Below are 22,274 nucleotides of genomic sequence, written 5' to 3'. Positions count from 1 at the left end.
TATCACGCGCCCCATTGTCACTACGATTATAAAAAATAACCTTTATCGTGTGTCCGGGGCTAATGAGTAAAAACCCTATTTTTAGCATATATTTCACGTAGAAACTAATGATATTCATGCCATTGTATTGTCCTTAGATCATCATATTGTTCATCTTTAGAAAAACCATAGTAATATTTTGGCTTTTTATCGGCAGAAAGAGCTATTGGGTTGATATCTCTTTCATTCAACTTCCCTTCCCAGTAAAAAATCTCGATATTCCCTAGATGCATTGGTCGCAAAAATCTTTCTCCGTCCGGACCAGCTTCAACATATTTAATGTCATTTGTATTTGTTTTAAAAGCCAACATAAGCATATTAATGGTTTGATCATTTATCTTGGCGTAGCCAACTGTTTCAATATCATTTTTTAAATTTGATTGATAATTAAATGCTATCTCACTTTTCCAGAATGGTCCAAAAGGCTTAGATATGACAGTTTTATAGGATTGCTCGTTATCCTGAAAAATATATATTTTGTTTTCACGAGCGTTTATTTCTTTTAGTAATACAGCATTCTTATGTATATAATTGTTTTTCTTAGCAGCGTTTAAAGGAGTAAGATGTAAATCCAAAAAAAATACAGTACATGCAAATACAAAAACTAATATAAAAAAGACGATACCTATAAGCTTTTTAACAGGTTTTCTTTTGTTCATAAAGATTCCTTCCTCATTCATTATCTTGTCAAGCCGCTCAGCTCCCCCCATTGTATCAAAAGGAATTAGAAAAAACATCCGTATTTTCCGCAAATTTGATTGCAGAAAATGCGGATGTTTAAGGATATCCATGAGATTAAACAATCGGTGGCAGCATTTTAGCGTACATCGAGCATCACAAAGAAAAGTTTTTCAGTGCTTAGGACGTTTCACTTGAGAAGCAACAAGCAGAGGGAGCTTGATCTATTATTTTCTAATTTTTAAGAAAAGTTTTTACTTCCTTTCCCATCCCTTGTTCTTCAATGATCCTGAAAAAGCGCAAGCAGCAGCTCTATATACTACTGAGGTTTCCTGTCTGCTCTCTGAATGAAAATAACTGTTGTAAACCATAAGCGCAATAACCGTTATCAATAAAATCACAAATTTCCTTAATAAAAACGGATCCCAAACGGGCGGCTGGAATAAAAAGATGTGCGGCCACGGCATAAATTCCCCTAACGTTACCACTTCTAAAACCGTATAAATGATAATATTTTATCGAGCCATAAAAAAGCAGCAAACTAATACCAAATTTGTTCTCAGGTACTTTGGTATTAGTTTGCGAATAATGAGGCTATAATAGTTATCTCTTACTACCGCTTCGCCAGATTGGAAGTCAGTCTCTCTTTCCCATTCAACAGAAAATTTATCCTTTTCCCTATGGTAGGAATTACTTCACTTTTTCAAGTTTAAAATGGTTGATTCTGTAAACTTCATCACAAAGAATATCAATATCCTCTTGATTATGGCTGGTAAGCAAAATAGTTCTCCCTTCTTGCTTGAATTTTCGGAGTAAATTGCGGATATTTTCAACGCTTTCAGCATCCAAAGCATTAAATGGTTCATCTAAAATAAGTGTTTGTTGATCTTCCATAATGGCTTGAGCAAGGGCAAGCTTTTGTTTCATTCCAAGCGAGTAATGTTTTACCTTTTGTGTCGATTCTGGATTTAATCCAACCATCTTCATCGTTTTCTTTATTTTGTCATCATTAATTTTGTTTCTAATTAGGGCTAATGCTTTTAAATTATCAAACCCTGTCTTTCCCGCTATATATCCAGGCCGATCAATGATAATCCCAAAATTATTCGGAAACCGTTTATTGGTACCCAACTCTTCCCCATCCACGATCACACTACCGTGATCAGGAAATATAAATCCGCATATTAGTTTGAATAATACTGACTTGCCAGAACCGTTAGGACCAATAATTCCATAAATTTTCCCCTTTTCCACTGCAAAATTCATATTTTCAAAAATCGTTACCCCTTTAAAAGATTTACTGACTTGATTCAGTTGTATATGTGGCAACTTCCTCACTCCCCTTTTTATAAATCAATGTCTTTTTTATGAAAAATATACAACACAAAAATTATTCCTAAAATATTCCATAAAGATAGAACCACACTTATACGATAAATAGAGTGATCGCTTAATATATAGCCAATACTATTCAATCCAGATGGAATGATTAACCAATTATTAAGACCTGGAAACATAAAGATCGAAAGTATACAAATAGCCAATAGACTATAAAAAATTTCTTTGCTTAGCCAAGAAATAATAAACACAAATAACACATAGAAGAGAACTTGTAGATAACCATTGACAAAAAAATGATAAAATACCTCGAATATCGTAATAGAGTTATCAACAGAAATATAGAAATCAAAAGAAAAACGTTTCAAAGAAGAGAGCAACAAAGAAAATAATGCCAATATTAACAAATAGAATGCAATATATATCATTATTTTGCGATACCATTCCCAAAACCACTTACTTATAGAGCGATAACGCAAAAGCTTATAATAACCAATTTCCGACAATTCCCTTTGTAAATACAATTGTATTAAATAGATAAAACCAAAATATATAACCCAATAAGACAAAAATGACTTTAAACTAAATGTGTGGTTTGAACCGCCTATAAACATGAAAATAAATTGATCCCAAATGGTTTTTCCTAACTTTTCTCGCATACCGGACCATAATGCTATGACAATCAGTGCAAAAAAAATGATATAGCCCCAGTTATATCGCAATTTACTAAATATTTTCGTATTTAAATCTATTCGATTTACACTCCATACAATCAACGTCGCCAATCCTATTACAATTGCGAACGGTCCCCATATATTACCGAACTGTGCAGCCCCCGAATGTAAAATGAGGTAATTGCACAAATTGAATAAATAAGCATGACTAGGAAGAAGTTTAAATGACACTCCACTATATACCCATATGAAAACCGCAATGAATATGACAATACCTTTTCTTTGTGATTTTACATAAATGATGGCTAGAATAAAGTGGATACAAATCAAACTTAGAATGAGTAACGAAAGATGTAATAACAATGCTAAAAAGGGTGTATCTATAAATTTTTGCAATATTTGTGTTTCACTTAGAGAACCATCAAGCTTACTAAACGGACTCCAACCTGCAAAAGAAGGAGCGCCAATTAATAAAAGCCCACTCACTGCTCCCCAAACTATCGTTGCTATACTGAGGCTTTGAACAAATTTATTTAATGTTTGATACACCCAACTTCGATAAGAACCTAATCGTATAAGAATCGTGTACTCAAAATCAGATATGATAATCGAAATAGAACGGTATAGTAAAACAGGTAAAATGAAATACAAAATAAGATAAATATCACTAAGAAAGCTATGCAACAAGTCCCACTTGTTCAACGATAATTTTGTTTGAACTGAAAAATAATATAATTGTTCTTTGCTTCTTGATCCATATATGTAAATAATCATTCCAAAGATAATCCATTTGAATGTAAATAGTTCGTCGATGAAATCTTTCCATTTACTTCTTAATATCCTAGCCATAGTGTTTGTGTAGATTCTCCTTTAAATAAAATCCTAATATGATAATGACAATACATAATATTGTAAATGGGACGAATACCGTCCACAAAGGTTGTTGTGAGATACTAAAAGGAAAAATAGTATAAGTGGGTGAAAATTGCTCATATCCAAGAATTTGAGTAATAAAATTGCCTAACAAATAATACATAAATGGAATGGAAAGCGCAACAAAAGGTTTCTCTAAGATCATAACTAGCAATAATCCCATTGTCGCATACATCATTCCATTCAGTCCTACCCATAGCGAGTAAATAATTCCATATGGCAATGTTCCAAGAAAAAGCAATTGCTCAAACGTCGTATAAGGAATAGGATTGCCATCTGCAGGATATAAATGAACGATGTCCAAACCAGGTTCAATATACATAGAAAAGTTCCATGAGCAATTTTTGCTCTCCACCCGGGCATGAAAATCCCCCTTTTCTTCCCATAATGAAGAGTAGGCGCAAACAGCTCAATAGGACGTTATACTTAATGGTGGCTTGGACCCTGTACAGAAAAGCGTTCGAATCCACTGGGTGCACCACCCATTGTCCGCCCTTTCCCGATGCGGAGGAAAGGTGACGACGAACGGAAAACTGCCGCATTTCTCCCGTGGATTCGCTGTTTGCGCACTCGATCATCGAAAAGGAGGATTTTCATCATGGATGTCATCTATCCTCGCTGCGCAGGATTGGATGTTCATGCCGAAACCATCGTCGCCTGCGCACTATGGGAAGAAGATGGACACATTCAAAAGGACATTCAAACCTTCTCCACGTTCTCGAAAGGACTTGGCGACCTGCTTGAGTGGCTCGAAGAACATGGCGTTACCCATGTCGCCATGGAATCCACCGGCGTGTATTGGAAACCGGTCTTCGCCTTCCTCGAGGGCTATGTCGACTTGACACTGGCCAATCCGCAGCGGATCAAAAATGTCCCGGGAAGAAAAACCGATGTCTCTGACGCCGAGTGGATCGCCAAGCTGCTCCGCCATGGACTCGTTGAAAAAAGTTTCGTCCCCCCAGCGGATATTCGCGAATTGCGGGATTTTACCCGCCTCCGCAAAAAGTGGGTCGGACAGCTGACTTCGGAGAAAAACCGGATTCAAAAAGTGCTCGAGTCTTCCAATGTCAAACTCGGCTCGGTCCTCTCCGATCTCTTCGGCGTTTCCGGAAAAGACATCCTCGCCCGGCTGCTTGAGAAGGGATACGTGGACAAGGACGAGTTGGATCAATGCCTGCGCGGAAGGCTCAAAAAGAAAAAGCAAGCGGTGTACGATTCGCTGCTCGGCACCTTGACCGAACACGAGCTCCGTCTCCTTCGCCTCTTGTGGAAACACGTTGAGGAATTGGAGCAGTTAATCGAAGAAGTCGACCAGCACATCGACCGCCTGCTCGAGCCGTATCGCGAGGAAGTCGAATTGCTGATGACCATGCCCGGAGTGAAAAAACAAACCGCCGCCGTCATCATAGCCGAGATGGGAACCGACATGAGCGTCTTTGAAACGCCGGAACGGGCGGCTTCATGGACTGGATTGTCCCCCGGCAACCATGAAAGCGCCGGAAAGCGAAAGAGCACGCGCACGACAAAAGGCAATCCCCATCTCCGATCGGCGTTATGCGAGGCGGCATGGTCAGCAGCTCGATCCAAGACGCATCCCTTGTCCCGAAAGTTTTGGTCGTTGGCGGCCCGGTGCGGGAAGAAAAAAGCCCTCATCGCCATTGCTCGGCGGATGTTGGTGATCATCTTTTGCATGATCTCCCGCAAAGAGCCGTTCCGCCAACCACAACTTATTTAGTCTAGCCAAAAGGCAGACAGGTTATACGAGATGCCTAAAATCGGGCACCTCTGCTTTCCTATTGCCTTTTTTGGCCATTTTCAGTATACCCGCACGGATCAGGAGCGTATACCGCACTCACCAAGTGGTGGGGATTTTCACGGAAAATATAAAAGGGACGAATACCATCAAAAAGGCTATCAAAAAAGATAGAATCGCATTGACTACTAATTTGCTAAATAAGTAAGTAGCCAAAGGGATACGAATACGCACATACGGAATAAAATGGTTTTTTTGTTCACCAACGAAGTAAATCGCATACACAAGAACCATTATGATAGGAAAAAGCAGCGGAACAAAATTAGAATTTAATCGTAGAAAAAGATCTAATTGTCTATAATAAACATAATTCTCTTTAATCAATAAAAATTGAATGGTGGGAAGAACCAATATCAATGCCGCCCAAATCACACATTGACGCCAGGTGACGGCTCTCATCAATTCTACTTTCACCTGATGACTTAACATTTTTGACATCCTTTCCTGCTCTTAGTTTTAGTTTTGAAGAGAATGGCTCGGTCCATTCTCATTGTGAATTAATCGCTTCTCCACTCTCCCTTTACCCTTACGTCTACCAATTGAGTAAGATCCGAGCTGAACTCAACTCGGGCATCCTTACCTGATTTGATCGAATTAGGCAATTTGAATGGCCCCCCAACGGTTGCGATACGAACCCAAGGCCCAGTTCCCCCGCTATAAGAATGCGCTCTTGCATCCAATGCTTTTCCAAGTATAGATACTTTCAAATCAGCTGATGCACCGGTAGTAGATTTGGTTTGTTGAGGAGTAAACGCATTACCGTTTAACTTTGGGACAATTACGTCATACCCGCCATACGTTGTACCAGCCTGAGCCAAGCCTCCTGCCGCGAGAAGCCCTGCTGCTAAGGTAAGTACTGCGAATTTCTTTTTCATTTTTTAACATTCCTCCTCGTAATTTTAGATGATAACCGGCCGGCTTCACCCCCACTATATCAAAATAAACTTGAAAAAACATCCGTATTTTCCGCAAATTTGATTGCGGAAAATACCTATTTTCCAGAAAATGATGACATATGTTGTAATATGGTGTAAAATTTTACTGTAAATATTTGTTGGAGGGGGATACTAATGAATCAAAATCCATGGTATGTTTTTCAAACACTACTAGAGAGAGATTTCATGGAATAAGAGTGATTTAATAAACAAAAAAGCCACTAAAGCCGTTGAATATAGTATCGAAAAAGATAATGGGTGGCTGCTAAAGAAACTTCATCAACTGAAAGCAAATGATCACAACTCTCTATTAATGCAGGAGATTAAGAACTATATACGTAAAACCAGAGCAATCGATTACTGCTTCATTCTTTCCAAAGTCTATATGAATAAAGCAGTGGACCAGCTTGCTGCCCATTTTCCTGAAAAACAAGTTCAAGTGAATCGTTTAAAAAGTTATCTAGAAAGCTAGGGATAACATGAACAAAAAAATTTTTCCTTTTGTCATGCTACTCATTTCTGTCTTCATTATTTGTTATATTCTATTAAAAATGTACAATGAGCACTTTTCTTTTCAGCATTATTTCACGATGTTCATTGGAATGACATTTTTGTTCATTGGCATCTATAGCTATCTGCAAAAACCGAACTCGATCGTTGTTCAACATTTTTTAGCGTTAATGTTTATTAGCGGACTGGCGATTGCTTTGTCAACTTCTTCTAGCTGGAACATAAAACCAGCAAAAGAATTGGAAGTGATCGCCGTTTCTTTTGCCCCGTATATTCTTATGAAATTTTTTGAGCATTTTCCTTCATCTACAAAACCAGCATTTTTTCGTCAGGTGCGTATGATCACATTATTGATTGCCATCTTCGCAACGCTCATTTATTTCTTAATAGGCATTCGTCACGATGTCATCGTCAGCACGATCGTTCGGCCATTCATTGTCGCGAACATGGTTCTATCGTTACTATCTTGTATTGTCATCTTTTATTTACACCTTCAATCCAATTCCGATAGAATAAGAAATCAAATGTATCTTTTAATCGCTGGCCTGATTCTATCGTTTGCTCCTGTTGTCATTCTTAGCTTAATTCCAGATGCGTTTCTTTCTTTTTCGGGCGTTCCTTTTCATTATAGTCTTAGCAGCATCATTGTCTTTCCTATGACACTGTCATATCTATTAACGAAGCAAGAAGTCGTTGATTTTCGAGAAATCTTTCGAAAAATTAGTTTTCAATTATTAGCAGTGATTTTGAGTTTAGTTGCATTTAACCTATTATTGGCTATGTTTTACAAATTCAACTTAAAGTCAGCTGTCTTAATGAACACCCTGCTCGTATGCACCTTCGCTGTTTACGACCTGATCCACAAAGGGTTGGAACCTTTAAAAATGAAAAAATGGGATCTTAAGAATCAAGAAATACAAAAAGAAAAATTGCTCATCCTTCAGCAATTACTGAACGGGAAGCATTTGGAATATTGCGCAAAGCTCATTGCTGATTTGATACACAAAACGATCGATGTTAGCGGAGTATGCCTGATATGGAAAAACGATAACATCCCTATGGTCTTGCATAAAACAGGAGTTTTTCTCCATTTTAACGATGCGGAACTACTGACTTACGTTCATCCAAGTTGCCATCCTGAAAAAATGAATATCAATGGAAAGAACTTTTTTTTCTATCCTATGAATATGGAGGATGTAACAATCGGATGGATCATCATCGGGGAAAAAACGAACGCAACGGTTTTTGAAAAAGAAGAAATAAAACTCATAGAAAAAATTCGAATCAACGCGACAGAATTATTTGCCAGCTCTAAATCGTTACAGCAAATCGAAAAACAGTTAAAGGAAACAATGAAAGAATCTCAAGATTATAAACAATTTCATTTGCTGCTGATTAATGAACAAGAAGAGGAAAAAAAGAAGCTATCTGTTTTTCTCCATGATGAGGTGTTGCAAAATTTAATCCTGCTTTTTAATAAACTTGAATTGCTAAGCAAAAATAAAAAAATGGATAACGGAGTTATCGAAGACATTAAAGAGTCGCTCCGCAACAGTATTTTTGAAATAAGGGAAATGTGCCATGAGTTATATCCGGTTATAGTAGAAGATTTGGGATTGGAGAAAAGTCTCTATTCACTAAAAAGAAAATGCCAAACGAACCATAATGTGATCATTGAGATTGATTATAATACGAATCTGAGAGTCATTCCCGCTTCCCTCTCTATTCAAGTGTTTCGAATGATCAAAGAATTGGTTTGCAACGCTATCAAGCATTCTTCGTCAAAGAAGGTTTTCGTTTCTGTTGTAGAAACGAACAATTTCCTAAATATAAAAGTAAAAGATCATGGTATTGGATTTAAGGTGCCGAATCGTTTATCAGAGTTATCGCAAAACAATCATTTAGGATTGATTACGATTCAAAAACGAGTCAATCAGTTAAAAGGCACACTTGACATACAATCTGAACCGGGAGCTGGGACTTGCGTTTCGATAACTCTGCCAATAGATGGGGATGGAACAAATGAAAATCAAAGTATTACTAGTGGATGACCATTTATTAGTGATGCTCGGGATTCAACAATTGTTAGAAAATGAAGCTGATTTAGAGGTTGTAAATACGATTGGTCATCCCGCCCGTTTAGAGGAGGAAATCATCAAGCACAACCCTGACGTCATTGTCATGGATATAAGAATGAAAAACGATAACGGAATTGAATGGACGAAGAAAATCGCTGAAACATATCCAACATGTAAAGTCGTTATTTTATCAGGGTATGACTATGACGAATACATTCACGCTGCTTACGAAGCCGGGGCTTATGCGTTTGTGACAAAAGAAAATTCCGCCTTTGAATTGGCCAATGCGATTAGGCAAAGCCATTTAGGAATCAAATCTTTTCCGATTGACCGATTATCCAATTATAATTCTCCTCTCACAAAAATAGAATTAAACATTCTCCAACTCATTTCCGAGGATAGGACAAACGCAGAAATCAGCGAGCTGTTAAACATCAGCAGAAGAACGGTCGAACACCACGTATCTTCGATTTTGCGAAAATTGGATGTCGACTCACGGGTGGGAGCGGTTGTCAAAGCGATGAAACTAGGAATATTGGAATAAAAACAGCCCGATGGAATGTTGTCCATCGGGCGTCAGTTAAATAATTTCTAGAAATACACGATGTAAATAACAAGCGCCAAAACAATACGGTACACCGCAAACGGCACGAGGCGGATTTGGTTAATAAGCTTTAAGAAAAAGCGAATCGAAATGAGTGCGAACACAAACGCGCTAATAAAGCCGACGGTGAAAAACGGCAGAGCGTCGATCGTAAAATACTGCCAGTTTTTCAGCAAAGAGAGCACGCTCGCTCCCATCATAATCGGAACGGCCATAATGAACGTAAAATCGGCTGCCGCCCGGTGGCTCATTCCCACCAATACCCCGCCGGAAATCGTCGAGCCGGATCGGGAAAATCCTGGCCATAAGGACAAACATTGAACAAGACCGACGATAAGCGCCTGCTTATATGTAATTTGGTCCACCGTTTGCGCTTTTGGCGCCTTTTTGGCAAATACATCGGCGGCAATCATCAACAGCGCCCCGAGCACTAATCCGATCAGCACGGTTGCTGTGGAAAATAAGTGCTCGTCAATATAATCTTCAAATAATACCCCTAATACCCCTGCTGGAATGAGTCCAACGATCACTTGCATCAGCTTCAAGCGCGGCTTCCCATCACGATGGCGTCCGCGCAGCCCAAGCAAGTCGATAAATCGGTCTTTAAACACGACAACGACCGCCAAAATCGAGCCGAGCTGAATAACGACCTTAAAGGTATTTGCTGCATATTTTCCTAAAAATTCCTGCGATTTCAGCCACATATCATCGACAATAATCATATGACCCGTTGAGGAAACCGGGGCAAATTCCGTTAATCCTTCGACCATTCCTAAAATAATGGCCTTTATAATCTCTACAATGTCCATCCTCTAGCATTCCTTTCTTTTCGAAATTATGGCTGTCCTTATATAACATATTTCTCCGCTATGCCAAAATATCACGATTCTCTTCTTTTTACATCACTTTTTTGCTTTTACCAATCGATACACACCAAAAAGTCAGCACGCCTTATTTTACTATAAATCTTCAATTTCTACCACCGCCAAAAGAGGTATCTATCTGCCATAAGCCATTCACCGTTTAAGCTCACGATGATTGACGCAGAAAAAAGGGTGTCCCCTTTCACTTTTGGAAACACCCTCTGTGATGATTATATAATATCGTCTCCACCGTCGAACCAATCGCCGACATCCAACATGTCTCCTAGGTCATGGTCATCGAGCGCTTCCTCAATGACATCCTCCAGCAACTCCTCCGCTGCCATACCTGCAAGCATTCCTGCCGCAAATCCTCCAATCGCTCCCGCCATTCCATGTCCGTGGTGATGAGATACGTGCCGCGGAGGATAGGAAGCATGTGGAACATACGATGTGCCAGCATAAGAACGTGGCTGCTCGATCATTTCTTCGATAGCTGTGTGCAATTTTTTCGCGGTTTCTTCCACATCCTCTATTTCTTCATCGCTCAAGAAGATTTCTCGTTTTATTTCTCTTTCATGGAAGCCGCCAAATCCGCTCCATACATCCACTTCAAGGAACAATCGAATACCGTTTTCTTCGATGAATGCTGAAAATTCTACTTCTTGAACAGTGCCTTTAAACACTTCCGTTGGGAAAAACGCAAATTCCTGACCATATGCAGTTATTTTCCCAGATGAAGGCTTTTCGCGGAAGCCGAGCTTTTCAAACGCATGAAATAGTTTCTCGAGCGATAGTGGAGGAAGAATACGGATCGCATCTTGGTCAAAAGCATCGACTCCGTCTGCAATATCTAAACGTGTTACAAACGTATAGCCCACGCTAGGACGAGTAATTGGCAAATGCAGTGGAAGCACATACGAAAACGGCAATACTTTTCTTTCTCCAGGCTGAATCGTAAATGAAGGGGAAACCGGAATGACAGCAACCGTTCGGCGATATGCTTTTCCATTCGTCTGAACGATAAGCTGTAGTTCCACCTCTAATTTGCGAATGCGTTGTTCTACTGTTCCTCCTTCAATAAAAAACTCCCCTTCCAACTTCTCCCCAAGGCGCACGTGAGGATGATGCAGCACAAGATCGACTTTCGCAGCTCCTACTCCAAGCTTGGACAAAAGCTTTTTCAACATGGCACCGATCTCTCCTTATGGAATAATGTTTATTTCAACAATGGTTACGAACCAACCGGCAAAAAGGATTCAACATAATAAATCCTAAAGGCAAATAGTACCTTTAGGATGTTCTAAAAAATATTTTGACAATCCCAAGAAAGATTAAAATCATCCCAGGGATGACAGTTGCTTTTTTCATTGCCTTTGTCTTGGCAAACATATTTCCGGCTCTGAATCCTAAGCGAATGAAAATGACATTCCATATACATACAAGCAAAGCAAGCATAAACGGCGAATAGCCTAAAAACGAGGCGCTTAATCCCGCTCCAAACGCATCCATCGATAGCGCGAAACCAATAAGCAATGCTTCTTTTATACTAATGCTTCCTGAACGATCTAAATCCGCTAACATTGGGCGTTTCAGCACTTGAATAACGATACCAAACCGTTTTAAATCGAATCGCCATACTTTGATTCTAAGTTGTTTTGGCAATGGTTCGGAATAATCGCATTCATCCTCATCTTTTTTAATAACATTATAAATCGCCCAAATGCCGAGCGCAATTAGCAGACATGAGGCGATCCATCGTTCCGCTTGCACCGGTAAAAACAATAGAAGAAAGCTGCCAACATGCATAGACAGTAGTAACATCACGCTGGACATACACGCAATAATCATAACGGATCGAAGCGGAAATTTAATATTTCTCATTCCATATGTCACACCGACACTGAAACTATCCATACTCACGGCAAAAGCTAACATGAACATCGATATATATTTCCACATAATTCGTTCCTCCTGCGTTACTATATGCAAACAGCAACGCAGAGGAAACCATTTTGTTTCATTCGACACATATCGATTTCCAAGGAAATATTTCCGCTTTTATCGACACATTACTCTTTTAAATGATACGGCAACGTCGCAATGACAATATCTTTTTTCATAATAAAGAAAAAGCGCAAAATAATCGCTGTTTGGTTGTGCAGAAGCGTATGCCACCATTTTTTTACGATGAATTGCGGCATTAAGATCGTAACCGGTGAATCCCATTAGAAAATACAAGACGATCGCCGCGAGCCGATAAGCTCCTTGGCAAAAATCGATCATTGGCAATAAAGGAATTTTGCTTATTTTATGGCTTGCTGTTTTTTCTTTCTCACTCTTTTGCTTATTTTTCGCTTCTCGCTTAACCAATCATCATTTTTTTAGATAACAAAACGAATCATGTTTGCGATGCAATGTGGCCAGCCTAAGGCGATCGGTCCAACTCTTCCTCGCAAATATCGTAATGTTAAATCACCAGCATTCAATGTATCCAATCCAGCTGTTCGCGGTGCTGCGGCCTGATAAAGTCCGCATAGTTGTACATCAAGCATAGAAAAACATACAAGTACGCTCAATTTTTCATTGCTTTATTTTTAATCATAATAAGCAATTCCATTAATAAAATGATTAGAGGGCATGACCATTCCTTTATTTTATAAATTTTACATAAATCATGAAACTATTTGTCTTCCATTTTCGTCTATATAAAATGGAAAGAAAAATGCTTGGTTTTAAAGGGGAGGCTCACCGCAAGAAGCAAAAAATGGGGTGGAAATATGATAAAAACATTCCAATTGACTTTATATAAAATAGATATTATGCTACTTGACGTAGTGACTTTTCAATGTAAAATGGTGACATAACGTTTTTTTGCATGCTGCACGGAACTTTGTGCAGCTGTTGGTCATATATTCATATATTCGTAGTTATTTGCACCAGACGTTGGAATAACGAATAAGGAGGCGAAGAGGACGTGAAGAGGATTGGTGGAAAGCTATTAGAAAAATACCGTTCTCTCCCTAATCAATATATTGTTTTTTTTATTTTTACCGTATTTTTATTTTGGATGAAAACATATGCAGCTTATCAAGCTGAATTTAATTTAGGCATTAGCAATTCCTTGCAGGAATTTCTATTATTTATCAACCCGGTTAGTTCGGCAATTTTCTTTTTTGGATTAGCGTTACTCGCGAAAGGGAAACGAACATATACTTGGCTCATTATCATTAATTTCATTTTATCGTTTATTTTATACGCCAATATTGTTTATTATCGTTTCTTTAGCGATTTTATTACGTTTCCGACGCTCACACAAACGAAAAACTTTGGCGATCTTGGCGGAAGCATTTGGGAACTAATAAAGTGGTACGATATTTTCTACTTTTTAGATACGATTATTTTAATTGCTATTGTCGTTTCGAAACGTTTTTCGTTGCCAGCAGTTCCGGTCGGACGTTATAAAAAAAGCATTGTGTTCGCCATTTCTGCTCTCATTTTCAGCGTAAACCTTGCGCTAGCGGAAGCAGACCGTCCACAATTGTTAACAAGAACGTTTGATCGCAACTATATCGTGAAATATTTAGGTGTTTACAACTATTTGATTTATGATGCTGTACAAAGCATGAAATCGTCGACACAGCGTGCTTTTGCGAATAAAAGCGATATCACAACCGTTCTGAACCATGTACAAGCAACATATGCAAAACCAAATCCAAAGTATTTCGGTGTAGCAAAAGGAATGAATGTGATTTACATTCATTTGGAATCATTCCAAAGCTTTTTGATTAACTATAAATTACATGGTGAAGAAGTAACGCCATTTTTGAACTCGCTCGTTCGTGATCCGAATACGTTTTACTTTGATAACTTTTTCCATCAAACAGGTCAAGGGAAAACATCCGATGCTGAGTTTATGCTAGAAAACTCGTTGTTTGGATTGCCGCAAGGAGCCGTGTTTACGACAAAAGGACAAAACACGTACCACGCAGCTCCGGCTATTCTTTCCCAGCAAGGGTATACGACAGCGGTATTCCACGGCAACTATAAAACGTTCTGGAACCGCGATGAAATTTATAAATCGTTTGGTTTCGACTATTTCTTTGACGCAAGCTACTATGACATGAGCGATGAAAATGTGCTTAACTACGGGTTAAAGGATAAACCGTTCTTTAGAGAGTCGATTCCGTTGTTAGAATCATTAAAAGAGCCGTTCTATGTAAAATTTATCACGTTATCGAACCACTTCCCTTATCCAATCAGCGAAGAAGAGGCAACAATTGAACCAGCTGAAACGGGAGATGGCTCGGTAGACCGTTATTTCCAAACGGCTCGCTATTTGGATGAGGCATTAAAAGAGTTCTTTGATTATCTCAAAAAATCCGGTTTGTACGACCGTTCCGTCATCATTTTATATGGTGACCATTATGGAATTTCCGAAAATCATAACAAAGCAATGTCACAAGTGTTAGGAAAAGAAATTACACCATTTGAACATGCACAATTGCAGCGAGTGCCTTTATTTATCCGTGTTCCGGGTGTCAAAGGCGGAATTATGCACCAATACGGCGGACAAATTGATTTATTGCCAACGGTTCTTCACCTATTAGGAATCGATACGAAAAACTATGTTCATTTCGGTACAGACTTGTTGTCACCGGAACATCAGGAAATCGTACCATTCCGTAATGGTAACTTTGTCACTCCGACAGTGACAGCAGTAAATGGAAAATATTATGATTCGAAAACGGGCGAACCAATTAAAGAAACACCGGAAATTAAACGGCTTGAGCAAATCGCCCGTACAAAACTCGATCTTTCGGACAAAGTCGTATACGGTGATTTACTGCGGTTCTACACACCAAAAGGATTCAAACCGGTCGATCCTACAAAATACGATTATAATAATCGTGAAGATAAAGAAAAGGGAAGCGAATAACAGCTTCCCTTTTCTTTTTTATTTTTTCAATAACTCAATCGCCCTTTTCGCATTGACATATCCCGCGCCATATATATTTGGGTCACGATCTTTCCATAAGACTGCGCCTTCTTTTAGCGCGCTTTTTATCTCATCTGGCGTTGCATTCGGTTTATATTCGAGCATTAAAGCAACAATGCCAGCGCAGATTGGCGTCGCCATCGATGTTCCTGACATGCTCGTATAGTATTGCCCAATGCGATTTTGCTTTTGATATTTATCGAATGTTGATTTTGGCGCACGTAAAGAAATAATGTTTACTCCTGGAACGACAATATCTGGTTTCCTAACTCCATAATAAGTCGGCCCACGGCTAGAAAATTCCGCAATTTCATCATCTTCTCTTGTCTCTGCTGTATCGCGGTCATCTAGCGCTCCAACTGTAATAATTTTATCGCTAATTCCAGGGCTTGAAATCGTTTTATATTCCGGCCCCTCATTTCCAGCTGCAGCACAGACGACTATGCCCCTGTCCCATGCCTCTTCCACTACTTGAACAAGCGGATCGTCATTTTCCGCTGGAAACGGCTGTGATTCCCCACCCAATGACAATGAAATAACATCGATCTTTCTATCTTTATTCGTTTCATTATATTGGATGCACCATTCAATCCCGCGAATAATCGTATCAAGCGTGCCAGCGCCTGTTTTGTCCAACACTTTTACTCCAACCACATTTGCCTCATACGCCGGTCCCGCATACAATCCGGAAGACATGCGGCCGTTTCCCGCCGCATCGCCGGCGCAATGGGTTCCATGTCCATTATCATCATATGGAGCTGTACGCCCATTGACGAAATCGACAAACTCGACAATCCGTCCTTCTAAATCAGGATGCGGATAAATCCCTGTGTCGACAATCGCAATTGTCACTCCTTTTCCGCTTAACGTTGTCCCGTTCACCGTCACATGCTTCGCATTCGCTGATGGAACAGCGTTATTTAATAGCGCGCTTACTTTTCGGTTTAAGTATACTTTTTTCACATCAGACCGCTGTAAAATTTGTTCTAACACTTGCGGAGTCACTTCGGCACTGCACGAAGAGATATAGCGGAATTGATGGTGGATTTTCATGCGGAAGTGTTGTTTTTCAATTTCCTGGAGAGCAAAAATACTATTCTTTTCATGAAAATGAATGATAACCGGAATTTTTTTTGCCTTTTTCATCCATCTTTCTAGCTGCTTATGAATCATACAAGGAGTATACATAAAAGGCTTATACATACTTACCATAAAATGGCGCAAAGGACGGTCTAATTTATGTGTATAATTGCGCGCTAGTTGAACGATAGAATACCCAAACATTCGATCTCCCCCTCTTGTGAAACCTTGATATACTCTATGAAAAAGGAGGAGCTTCGCAACGGCTTGTATCTTGCGACAAACCAATCAAAAAAGCCTATCAACTTCATAAAGTGCGATAGGCTTTGCTACTCATCTTTTCACTCGTTCCAACTCGATTTTATTTGCCTTTCCTAAATAATATTCGACTTGTTTCAATACATTTTCCTTTTCTTCATAGACACCGATTTGCTTTCCATCAACAATGACACGAATTAAATCGTTCGAATCCGACTTTTTCGTTAAATGAAAAGCTTTCTCTAACCCATTCACATGTCCTCTTGCGATCTTTTGAAGAAACGCAGGGTCTTTCAACTTTTCCGCATCCTCTTTTCGATCGATAAATCCGTTTTCCGTCAGCACCGCCGGCATTACCGTTTCCCTTAGCACGTAAAAGTTTGCTTTCTTTTTCCCACGATCGCGGAATCCAGTCGCCCGTATCACTTCTTCGTGAATGATATCGCGAATCCGCGCTGTTGTTGAGCGATCCGAAAGTCCTTCATAAATGTAATCCTCATACCCCGTTCCTCCGCCAGCATTCACATGAATCGATACGTAAACATCGGCGCCCCAGCGGTTCGCTTTAGCCGCCCGCTCGCTTAACGGCACGGCTATATCGCTTGTTCGACTTAATTGCACAGATACGCTTTCATATTCGTTTTGCAATATACGCCGCATCTCCAATGCAATAGATAACGTAAGATCTTTCTCTTGCAGTCCGTTTCCAAGTGCGCCTGTATCTTTTCCGCCATGTCCCGGATCAATAAAAATTTTCAGCATATGCTCCTCCTTATCAATTCATCCTAGAACCTCAAGCATAATGTATAGAAATGGAAGATGTAACGGAATTAACATTGAAATAAGTAAGAAAAGCGGCTGCACCTTTATCTCTATGATCTTCCTTTATGATGGCGAATGTGATACAGTGCATTCGCGACCAATGCAGCAGGGCGATTCAAATGTTTCCTTGTATATGGAAGTGTAGCTGCTCTTTCTCAAATGATATGTTTACATACATTTGCTCTTGTGAAAACTTCAATTTTTTTGTCCGCTCTTTTGCTCCATATAAATATTGAATCAGAACCATCATAAGGAAATACAACAGTGCAATAATGCCGAAAAACCCTCAATGACGATGTCATTCTCATTTTCTCTTTTATTATATTTATATTTACGAACCGTATTTCCAAAAGTTTCATTCGTTGTTTAATCGATTTTACCGCACTGATGAGTCAAGAACGTGCAAGCAGGGCGACTGGGGCTTGCGATTGCGAAAGAATTCGTATTAGCCCACGATGGTACGATCGATGTAGAAAGCACTCCAGGGCAGGGAACAACCTTTATTGTCAAGCTGCCTTACTAACTATATCCTGTCCTTCTTTGATATAATCGAAAGGGAAACAAACCTAAAGGGAGGAATACACATGAGCCGCGCACAGCAATTCGTGCAACACTTTTTATCCCATCGCAATGTCACGGTAGAGTTAATTAACAAAATCGAAGAAAAGCATTATGACTACAAACCGACACCAACATCAATGTCGGCAAAAGACTTAGCCACTCATATTCTTTTTAGCTTTTATAAATTCGCCAACACTGCGAAGCATGGGGATCCAACGCTATTTACAGAAAAAATCGAAGAAACGGAGACCAATTTGCAAAAGCTTGCTGAAACATATACAGAAAAAACGAAGCAATTGCTCGAATCCCTTACCGATGAAGATTTCGAGCGCGTTTTAGATCTCACAAACGTATTTGGCGCAAAAATCCCAACAGCGCAATTTTTGCAAATGGCGATGGACCACGAAATCCATCATAAGGGCCAGCTTTTCGTATACGTCCGCGAAATGGGGCATACCGACTTGCCATTGTTTGTCAAACGCGGATAACGAAAAACAACCAGGCGGCTCTCTCCAAAGACCGTCTGGTTGTTTTTTCATACGCTTCCCTATTCGATTTTGCAGTTGCCGTCCATGCATTGGCCTCCTCCATCAGCTGCCAGCGGCTGCAATGGAGAGTTTGCGTTTTCCTCTTCCCATACTTTTTCAAGCGCCTGCATAAACACTTCGGTCGGCTGTGCGCCGGAAATCGCGTATTTGCGGTTCAGCACAAAGAATGGCACACCGCGGACGCCGAAACGAGCCGCTTCCGCTTCGTCTTTTCTCACCTCATCAGTATAGCGGTCGCTTTCAAGAACTTGTTTTACTTTATCGCGATCCAGCCCAGCTTCGCCAGCCAACTCGATAAGCACGTCATAGTCGCTAATTAGTTTCGAATCGGTAAAATACGCTTGAAACAGCCGCTCTACCATTTCCCGAAGTTTTCCTTGTTCTTCGGCATATTTGGCAAGACGGTGGGCGTCAAACGTATTCGTCGGTTTCATCGTGTCAAATCGAAACGTCAGCCCGACGGACTCTGCCTGTCTGCCAATATCGGCATTGACCCTTTTCGCCTCTTCAACTGAAATGCCATATTTTTGCGCAATGATTTCGTGAATCGTCATATCATAATGCTTTTTTGCGTTTGGGTCCAGCTCAAAACTGCGGAATATGACTTCGACTTGATCTTTATACGGAAACTGCTCAAGCGCTTTTTCCAACCGGCGTTTCCCAATATAGCAAAATGGGCAGACAAAATCGGACCAAACTTCTATTTTCATCGTATATGCACCTCGGTTTAGGCTCTCCGTTGCATAAACAACAAGAAAGCAAAATTTCATGTTTCCACTTTATTGTAGCGAATCGCCATGCCGGTATTCAAATAAATGAACTCAGCATGCATAAAGGAAATGCCGCTCACAACTATTTTGTAATGCGAAACTTCTTATTAAGCAACCATGTCATAGCTAATACAAACAAGCCGAAAAGGATCCGAACCATTCCTCCCGCTTCGATGCGGTAACCAAATTCAGGGACAAGCCTTTCCATTAGAATAAACATACCGAAGACAATGAAAAAAACAAACCATACAACCAAGAATGTCTTTACCTTATTGTTAAATGTGTTCGAATCATCACGAAAAGTAGATTTTCTAATCCATAGTACGATGATAGCAACCACTAACAAAATAACAGCAAAGTCAATCACAAAAAGGACAAACTCTTTTCCAAGATAGACGGTATCATCCACATCTGTAAACAGCTCTGCTACTAGTTCCACTGCACCTGTCGCCAAGGTAATGAGAGCGAATAATTGGATCATTAAGTAGCCAATAAAAGCATATATATTTCTCCTTTTTTCCTTTGGCAGCTGACCAATCAACTCATCGCAATACGCTTTCGGATCTTTGCCGAATACATCTTCCGCACTTTTGCCATGTTTCTGTGCCTCCAATAAATGATCTAACAATTCCATCAACAATTCTTCGCTTTGCTGTTCCGATAGCAACAAATGGGAACGGATATAAACGAGCATATCCTCATAGTAGTTTCGATTATGTTCATTTAATTGTTTACGCTTTTCATTATTAAGCGCAATCAAATCTTTCGCATTCATGTTACCTCTCCCCCTCGTAAAATCGCCTCTACCGGCGTCCGAATACTCTCCCACTCGGTGATGAAGTCTTGCAGCGCTTTCTCCCCTTTTTCTGTCAGATGATAATATTTCCTCTTCGGACCTGAAGGGGAGTCACGCATTTCTCCCTTAATCAATCCCGCTTTTTGCAGCCGAAGCAAAAGCGGATAAATGGAGCCTTCACTTACGTCATTGAGGCCAAATTGCTGCAGCTTTACTGACAATTCATAGCCGTACACGGATTCTTGTTTAATAATGGCCAAAATGCATCCTTCCAGCACCCCTTTTAACAACTGGCTTCTTAGCGACATGTTTTCCAGCTCCTTATATACCTTGTAATGCAAGATAGTCAGCAAAAGAAAATGTATCTTGCAATGCAAGATACCTACATGTTTATTATATATCCACTTCCATCTGAATTTCAACCAAAATATTCCTTACATTTCAGTGTTGATTTTAGACCACAGACAAAAATAGATCTTGTTCAACGAAATCCCCGTTAGCCAACTATGCCACATTTCATAGCACCACAGATGATGGAAGTTAATTCATTCTTCCATACTGCGTCGCATCATCAGTAAATAAATGATCGTTGAACAAGATAATCAATCACATTTTTTATCAAGACCTAAAATCTAAAAATCCTTAAAAAATTAAGGTAAGCACATATTAGTCATGTTGAATATGTTTGCTTACCTTTTATTTCATCTATTTTTTATCGGCATTTTTTCTTATGATAATGAACAGCTATAATAAAAAATAGAGTATATGTAATAATCGAATAAATAGTAGAAAGCATACCATTTACATCGGTTAAGGCCAATAAAGAAGGAAGATTTCCATATACACTATTTTCATATGTCAAAAAGATACAAAAAAAACATATTGTTTGCAGCATGAGCACCAATCGTGAATTCAGCACTATTGGTTCGAATAGTGATGTATGAAAGCATGAACCCAGTGAAAACATAATCTAACCCTGCCCAAAGTGCGCTATTTGACATCTCAGGATTACCAAAATGTAATGCTCCAAAGATAAATCCTACTATGATGGATAATAAAATTGGTTGTTTGACTAGCTTTCCTATCCATTGCAATAAAAATCCTCTGAAAAATAACTCTTCCGAAGTAGTTTGAATAGGGACAAAAAAAATAACGAATATGACTATTTTTCCCTAATTCAGGAAGAACAAAATTTGGCTTCATATATTATGTATGCTCTTATATTGAACATAGTATCCTCTAATCATTCTAGTTTTAATTTTTAAAAGGGCTTATTTAAAAAAATGAATGTCTGTTTGGATTTTTTTGCTGACGTTCTAATGATCGGACAAGCACATATTTTTGCAGGCCTCTTGCGGAAGAAATAGCGAGATGGCCAAGCTGTTCCGCCTCTTTTTTGTCTCCTTGGCGAAAAGCCTTTTCTGCCTCCAATACATAACGGAGCACTCGATTTGCCACGTTGTTCTTTGCCTGTGCAAACTGCTCCTCTTTCCCTTGCATGAGGGCGACGAGCGCCTGGTTATAATAACGGACGGTATCGTTCTTGATTTCATTCGCTATGTCAGCGGCTTCTTCCAGCTGATTTTTCTCTATTTGAATATTCACCAGCGCCGATTTTCGCGCTTCTTCATACTTTCCCGTCAGTTGTTCGGTATATCGCTCCGCCTTCTCAAGATCCCCGTTTGCCAGCGCCAGCATCAAAGCGTAATAAGGCTGCTTCTTTCGCTTCTTGAGATATGCTTCGACGAGCTGGATATTCTTTGTCCAAAAAAGAACATACGCATGATAACCAACAATGACAACGACCAGCGCAATTACGATTCCGACGGCGGCCCAATCTGGGATCTGCACTCCCGCCATCCCGAGCATCCATCCTATTGCGGCTCCTACTATGCACCAAATAATAATTGTTCTCATTTCCAAACTCCTTTGCTATGTTTTCAACATTTATAAAAAACAACCTTATGGAGCGTCCAAA

General features: G+C 39.6%; 23 protein-coding genes and 2 pseudogenes. 6 read left to right on the top strand and 19 right to left on the bottom strand.

Annotation, left to right across the window (positions count from 1 at the left end):
* Positions 1–104: 104 nt before the first annotated feature.
* The 4 genes from DER53_RS05785 to DER53_RS05770 form a co-directional block, all read right to left on the bottom strand.
* Positions 105–698 carry a hypothetical protein gene (locus tag DER53_RS05785; RefSeq protein WP_062756428.1) on the bottom strand — a complete coding sequence of 198 codons (594 nt, stop codon included), beginning with the start codon at positions 696–698 and terminating at the stop codon, positions 105–107.
* 709 nt (positions 699–1,407) lie between these two features.
* The gene (locus DER53_RS05780) at positions 1,408–2,046 is read right to left on the bottom strand and encodes an ABC transporter ATP-binding protein (RefSeq protein ID WP_049625389.1); all 639 of its coding nucleotides are present in this window, start codon (positions 2,044–2,046) and stop codon (positions 1,408–1,410) included.
* A gap of 17 nt (positions 2,047–2,063) precedes the next feature.
* Positions 2,064–3,578 carry a permease gene (locus DER53_RS05775; protein WP_174525712.1) on the bottom strand — a complete coding sequence of 505 codons (1,515 nt, stop codon included), beginning with the start codon at positions 3,576–3,578 and terminating at the stop codon, positions 2,064–2,066.
* Positions 3,571–4,017, bottom strand: a complete 447-nt coding sequence (locus DER53_RS05770; RefSeq protein WP_244319637.1) for a hypothetical protein — start codon at positions 4,015–4,017, stop codon at positions 3,571–3,573. Before DER53_RS05770 ends, DER53_RS05775 begins: the two co-directional genes overlap by 8 nt.
* 243 nt (positions 4,018–4,260) lie before the next feature.
* Here DER53_RS05770 and DER53_RS05765 point away from each other — a divergent pair, with 243 nt between their 5' ends.
* The gene (locus tag DER53_RS05765) at positions 4,261–5,397 is read left to right on the top strand and encodes an IS110-like element ISGka2 family transposase (RefSeq protein ID WP_033025194.1); all 1,137 of its coding nucleotides are present in this window, start codon (positions 4,261–4,263) and stop codon (positions 5,395–5,397) included.
* Positions 5,398–5,514: 117 nt separating this feature from the next.
* Here the strand turns inward: DER53_RS05765 and DER53_RS05760 are convergent, their stop codons facing one another.
* Positions 5,515–5,913: a hypothetical protein gene (locus tag DER53_RS05760; protein WP_244319636.1), complete on the bottom strand. Its 399-nt coding sequence runs from the start codon at positions 5,911–5,913 to the stop codon at positions 5,515–5,517.
* Positions 5,914–5,972: 59 nt separating this feature from the next.
* Complete coding sequence (locus DER53_RS05755; RefSeq protein WP_062756432.1) at positions 5,973–6,350, bottom strand: hypothetical protein; 378 nt, start codon at positions 6,348–6,350, stop codon at positions 5,973–5,975.
* 539 nt (positions 6,351–6,889) lie between these two features.
* Between DER53_RS05755 and DER53_RS05745 the strand changes: the two genes are divergently transcribed.
* A complete protein-coding gene (locus DER53_RS05745; RefSeq protein ID WP_062756434.1) occupies positions 6,890–8,971 on the top strand; it encodes a sensor histidine kinase in 2,082 nt (693 codons plus the stop codon).
* Positions 8,943–9,542 carry a response regulator transcription factor gene (locus DER53_RS05740; protein ID WP_073968038.1) on the top strand — a complete coding sequence of 200 codons (600 nt, stop codon included), beginning with the start codon at positions 8,943–8,945 and terminating at the stop codon, positions 9,540–9,542. The genes DER53_RS05745 and DER53_RS05740 overlap by 29 nt, the downstream gene beginning before the upstream one ends.
* Positions 9,543–9,589: 47 nt before the next feature.
* Here the strand turns inward: DER53_RS05740 and DER53_RS05735 are convergent, their stop codons facing one another.
* From DER53_RS05735 to DER53_RS05720, 5 genes are all read right to left on the bottom strand, one after another.
* Complete coding sequence (locus tag DER53_RS05735; RefSeq protein WP_062756435.1) at positions 9,590–10,411, bottom strand: undecaprenyl-diphosphate phosphatase; 822 nt, start codon at positions 10,409–10,411, stop codon at positions 9,590–9,592.
* A 284-nt stretch (positions 10,412–10,695) separates the two neighbouring features.
* Positions 10,696–11,652 (bottom strand): sporulation protein, encoded by a 957-nt coding sequence (locus tag DER53_RS05730; RefSeq protein ID WP_012748940.1) that lies wholly within the window; start codon positions 11,650–11,652, stop codon positions 10,696–10,698.
* 103 nt (positions 11,653–11,755) lie between these two features.
* On the bottom strand, positions 11,756–12,424 hold the full coding sequence (gene ytaF, locus DER53_RS05725; RefSeq protein ID WP_062756436.1) for a sporulation membrane protein YtaF: 669 nt from the start codon (positions 12,422–12,424) through the stop codon (positions 11,756–11,758).
* 110 nt (positions 12,425–12,534) lie between these two features.
* The gene (locus tag DER53_RS17560; RefSeq protein ID WP_255265232.1) at positions 12,535–12,666 is read right to left on the bottom strand and encodes a hypothetical protein; all 132 of its coding nucleotides are present in this window, start codon (positions 12,664–12,666) and stop codon (positions 12,535–12,537) included.
* 180 nt (positions 12,667–12,846) lie between these two features.
* The gene (locus DER53_RS05720) at positions 12,847–13,041 is read right to left on the bottom strand and encodes a hypothetical protein (protein WP_156482457.1); all 195 of its coding nucleotides are present in this window, start codon (positions 13,039–13,041) and stop codon (positions 12,847–12,849) included.
* Between the two features lie 407 nt (positions 13,042–13,448).
* On the opposite strand from DER53_RS05720, the gene ltaS reads away from it, so the two are divergent.
* Positions 13,449–15,401 (top strand): lipoteichoic acid synthase, encoded by a 1,953-nt coding sequence (ltaS, locus tag DER53_RS05715; RefSeq protein WP_174525713.1) that lies wholly within the window; start codon positions 13,449–13,451, stop codon positions 15,399–15,401.
* 18 nt (positions 15,402–15,419) lie between these two features.
* Here the strand turns inward: ltaS and DER53_RS05710 are convergent, their stop codons facing one another.
* The 3 genes and pseudogenes from DER53_RS05710 to DER53_RS05700 form a co-directional block, all read right to left on the bottom strand.
* Positions 15,420–16,745 (bottom strand): S8 family peptidase, encoded by a 1,326-nt coding sequence (locus tag DER53_RS05710; RefSeq protein ID WP_062756439.1) that lies wholly within the window; start codon positions 16,743–16,745, stop codon positions 15,420–15,422.
* Between the two features lie 129 nt (positions 16,746–16,874).
* Positions 16,875–17,561, bottom strand: a complete 687-nt coding sequence (locus DER53_RS05705) for an N-acetylmuramoyl-L-alanine amidase family protein (protein ID WP_062756441.1) — start codon at positions 17,559–17,561, stop codon at positions 16,875–16,877.
* A gap of 110 nt (positions 17,562–17,671) precedes the next feature.
* A pseudogene (locus tag DER53_RS05700) lies at positions 17,672–17,871 on the bottom strand (DUF3949 domain-containing protein).
* A gap of 112 nt (positions 17,872–17,983) precedes the next feature.
* Here DER53_RS05700 and DER53_RS05695 point away from each other — a divergent pair.
* A pseudogene (locus DER53_RS05695) lies at positions 17,984–18,144 on the top strand (ATP-binding protein); the annotation flags it as partial.
* A gap of 61 nt (positions 18,145–18,205) precedes the next feature.
* Positions 18,206–18,670 carry a DinB family protein gene (locus tag DER53_RS05690; protein WP_062756443.1) on the top strand — a complete coding sequence of 155 codons (465 nt, stop codon included), beginning with the start codon at positions 18,206–18,208 and terminating at the stop codon, positions 18,668–18,670.
* A gap of 59 nt (positions 18,671–18,729) precedes the next feature.
* On the opposite strand, the gene DER53_RS05685 is transcribed toward DER53_RS05690, so the two are convergent.
* The 5 genes from DER53_RS05685 to DER53_RS05665 all read right to left on the bottom strand — a co-directional run bounded on the left by DER53_RS05685 (position 18,730) and on the right by DER53_RS05665 (position 22,213).
* Complete coding sequence (locus DER53_RS05685; protein WP_062756455.1) at positions 18,730–19,440, bottom strand: DsbA family oxidoreductase; 711 nt, start codon at positions 19,438–19,440, stop codon at positions 18,730–18,732.
* Positions 19,441–19,582: 142 nt separating this feature from the next.
* Entirely contained in the window at positions 19,583–20,275 is a 693-nt protein-coding gene (locus tag DER53_RS05680) for a DUF1129 family protein (RefSeq protein WP_062756445.1), read from the bottom strand.
* Positions 20,272–20,604, bottom strand: a complete 333-nt coding sequence (locus DER53_RS05675; RefSeq protein ID WP_012748933.1) for a PadR family transcriptional regulator — start codon at positions 20,602–20,604, stop codon at positions 20,272–20,274. Before DER53_RS05675 ends, DER53_RS05680 begins: the two co-directional genes overlap by 4 nt.
* A 543-nt stretch (positions 20,605–21,147) precedes the next feature.
* Positions 21,148–21,456 (bottom strand): CPBP family intramembrane glutamic endopeptidase, encoded by a 309-nt coding sequence (locus DER53_RS17730; RefSeq protein WP_425281332.1) that lies wholly within the window; start codon positions 21,454–21,456, stop codon positions 21,148–21,150.
* 115 nt (positions 21,457–21,571) lie between these two features.
* A complete protein-coding gene (locus DER53_RS05665; protein WP_062756449.1) occupies positions 21,572–22,213 on the bottom strand; it encodes a tetratricopeptide repeat protein in 642 nt (213 codons plus the stop codon).
* Between the last annotated feature and the right edge of the window lie 61 nt (positions 22,214–22,274).

Origin of the sequence: Parageobacillus toebii NBRC 107807, from assembly GCF_003688615.2 — a bacterium.
GTDB lineage: Bacteria > Bacillota > Bacilli > Bacillales > Anoxybacillaceae > Parageobacillus_B > Parageobacillus_B toebii.
This window is presented reverse-complemented; position numbering and strand designations above follow the sequence as displayed.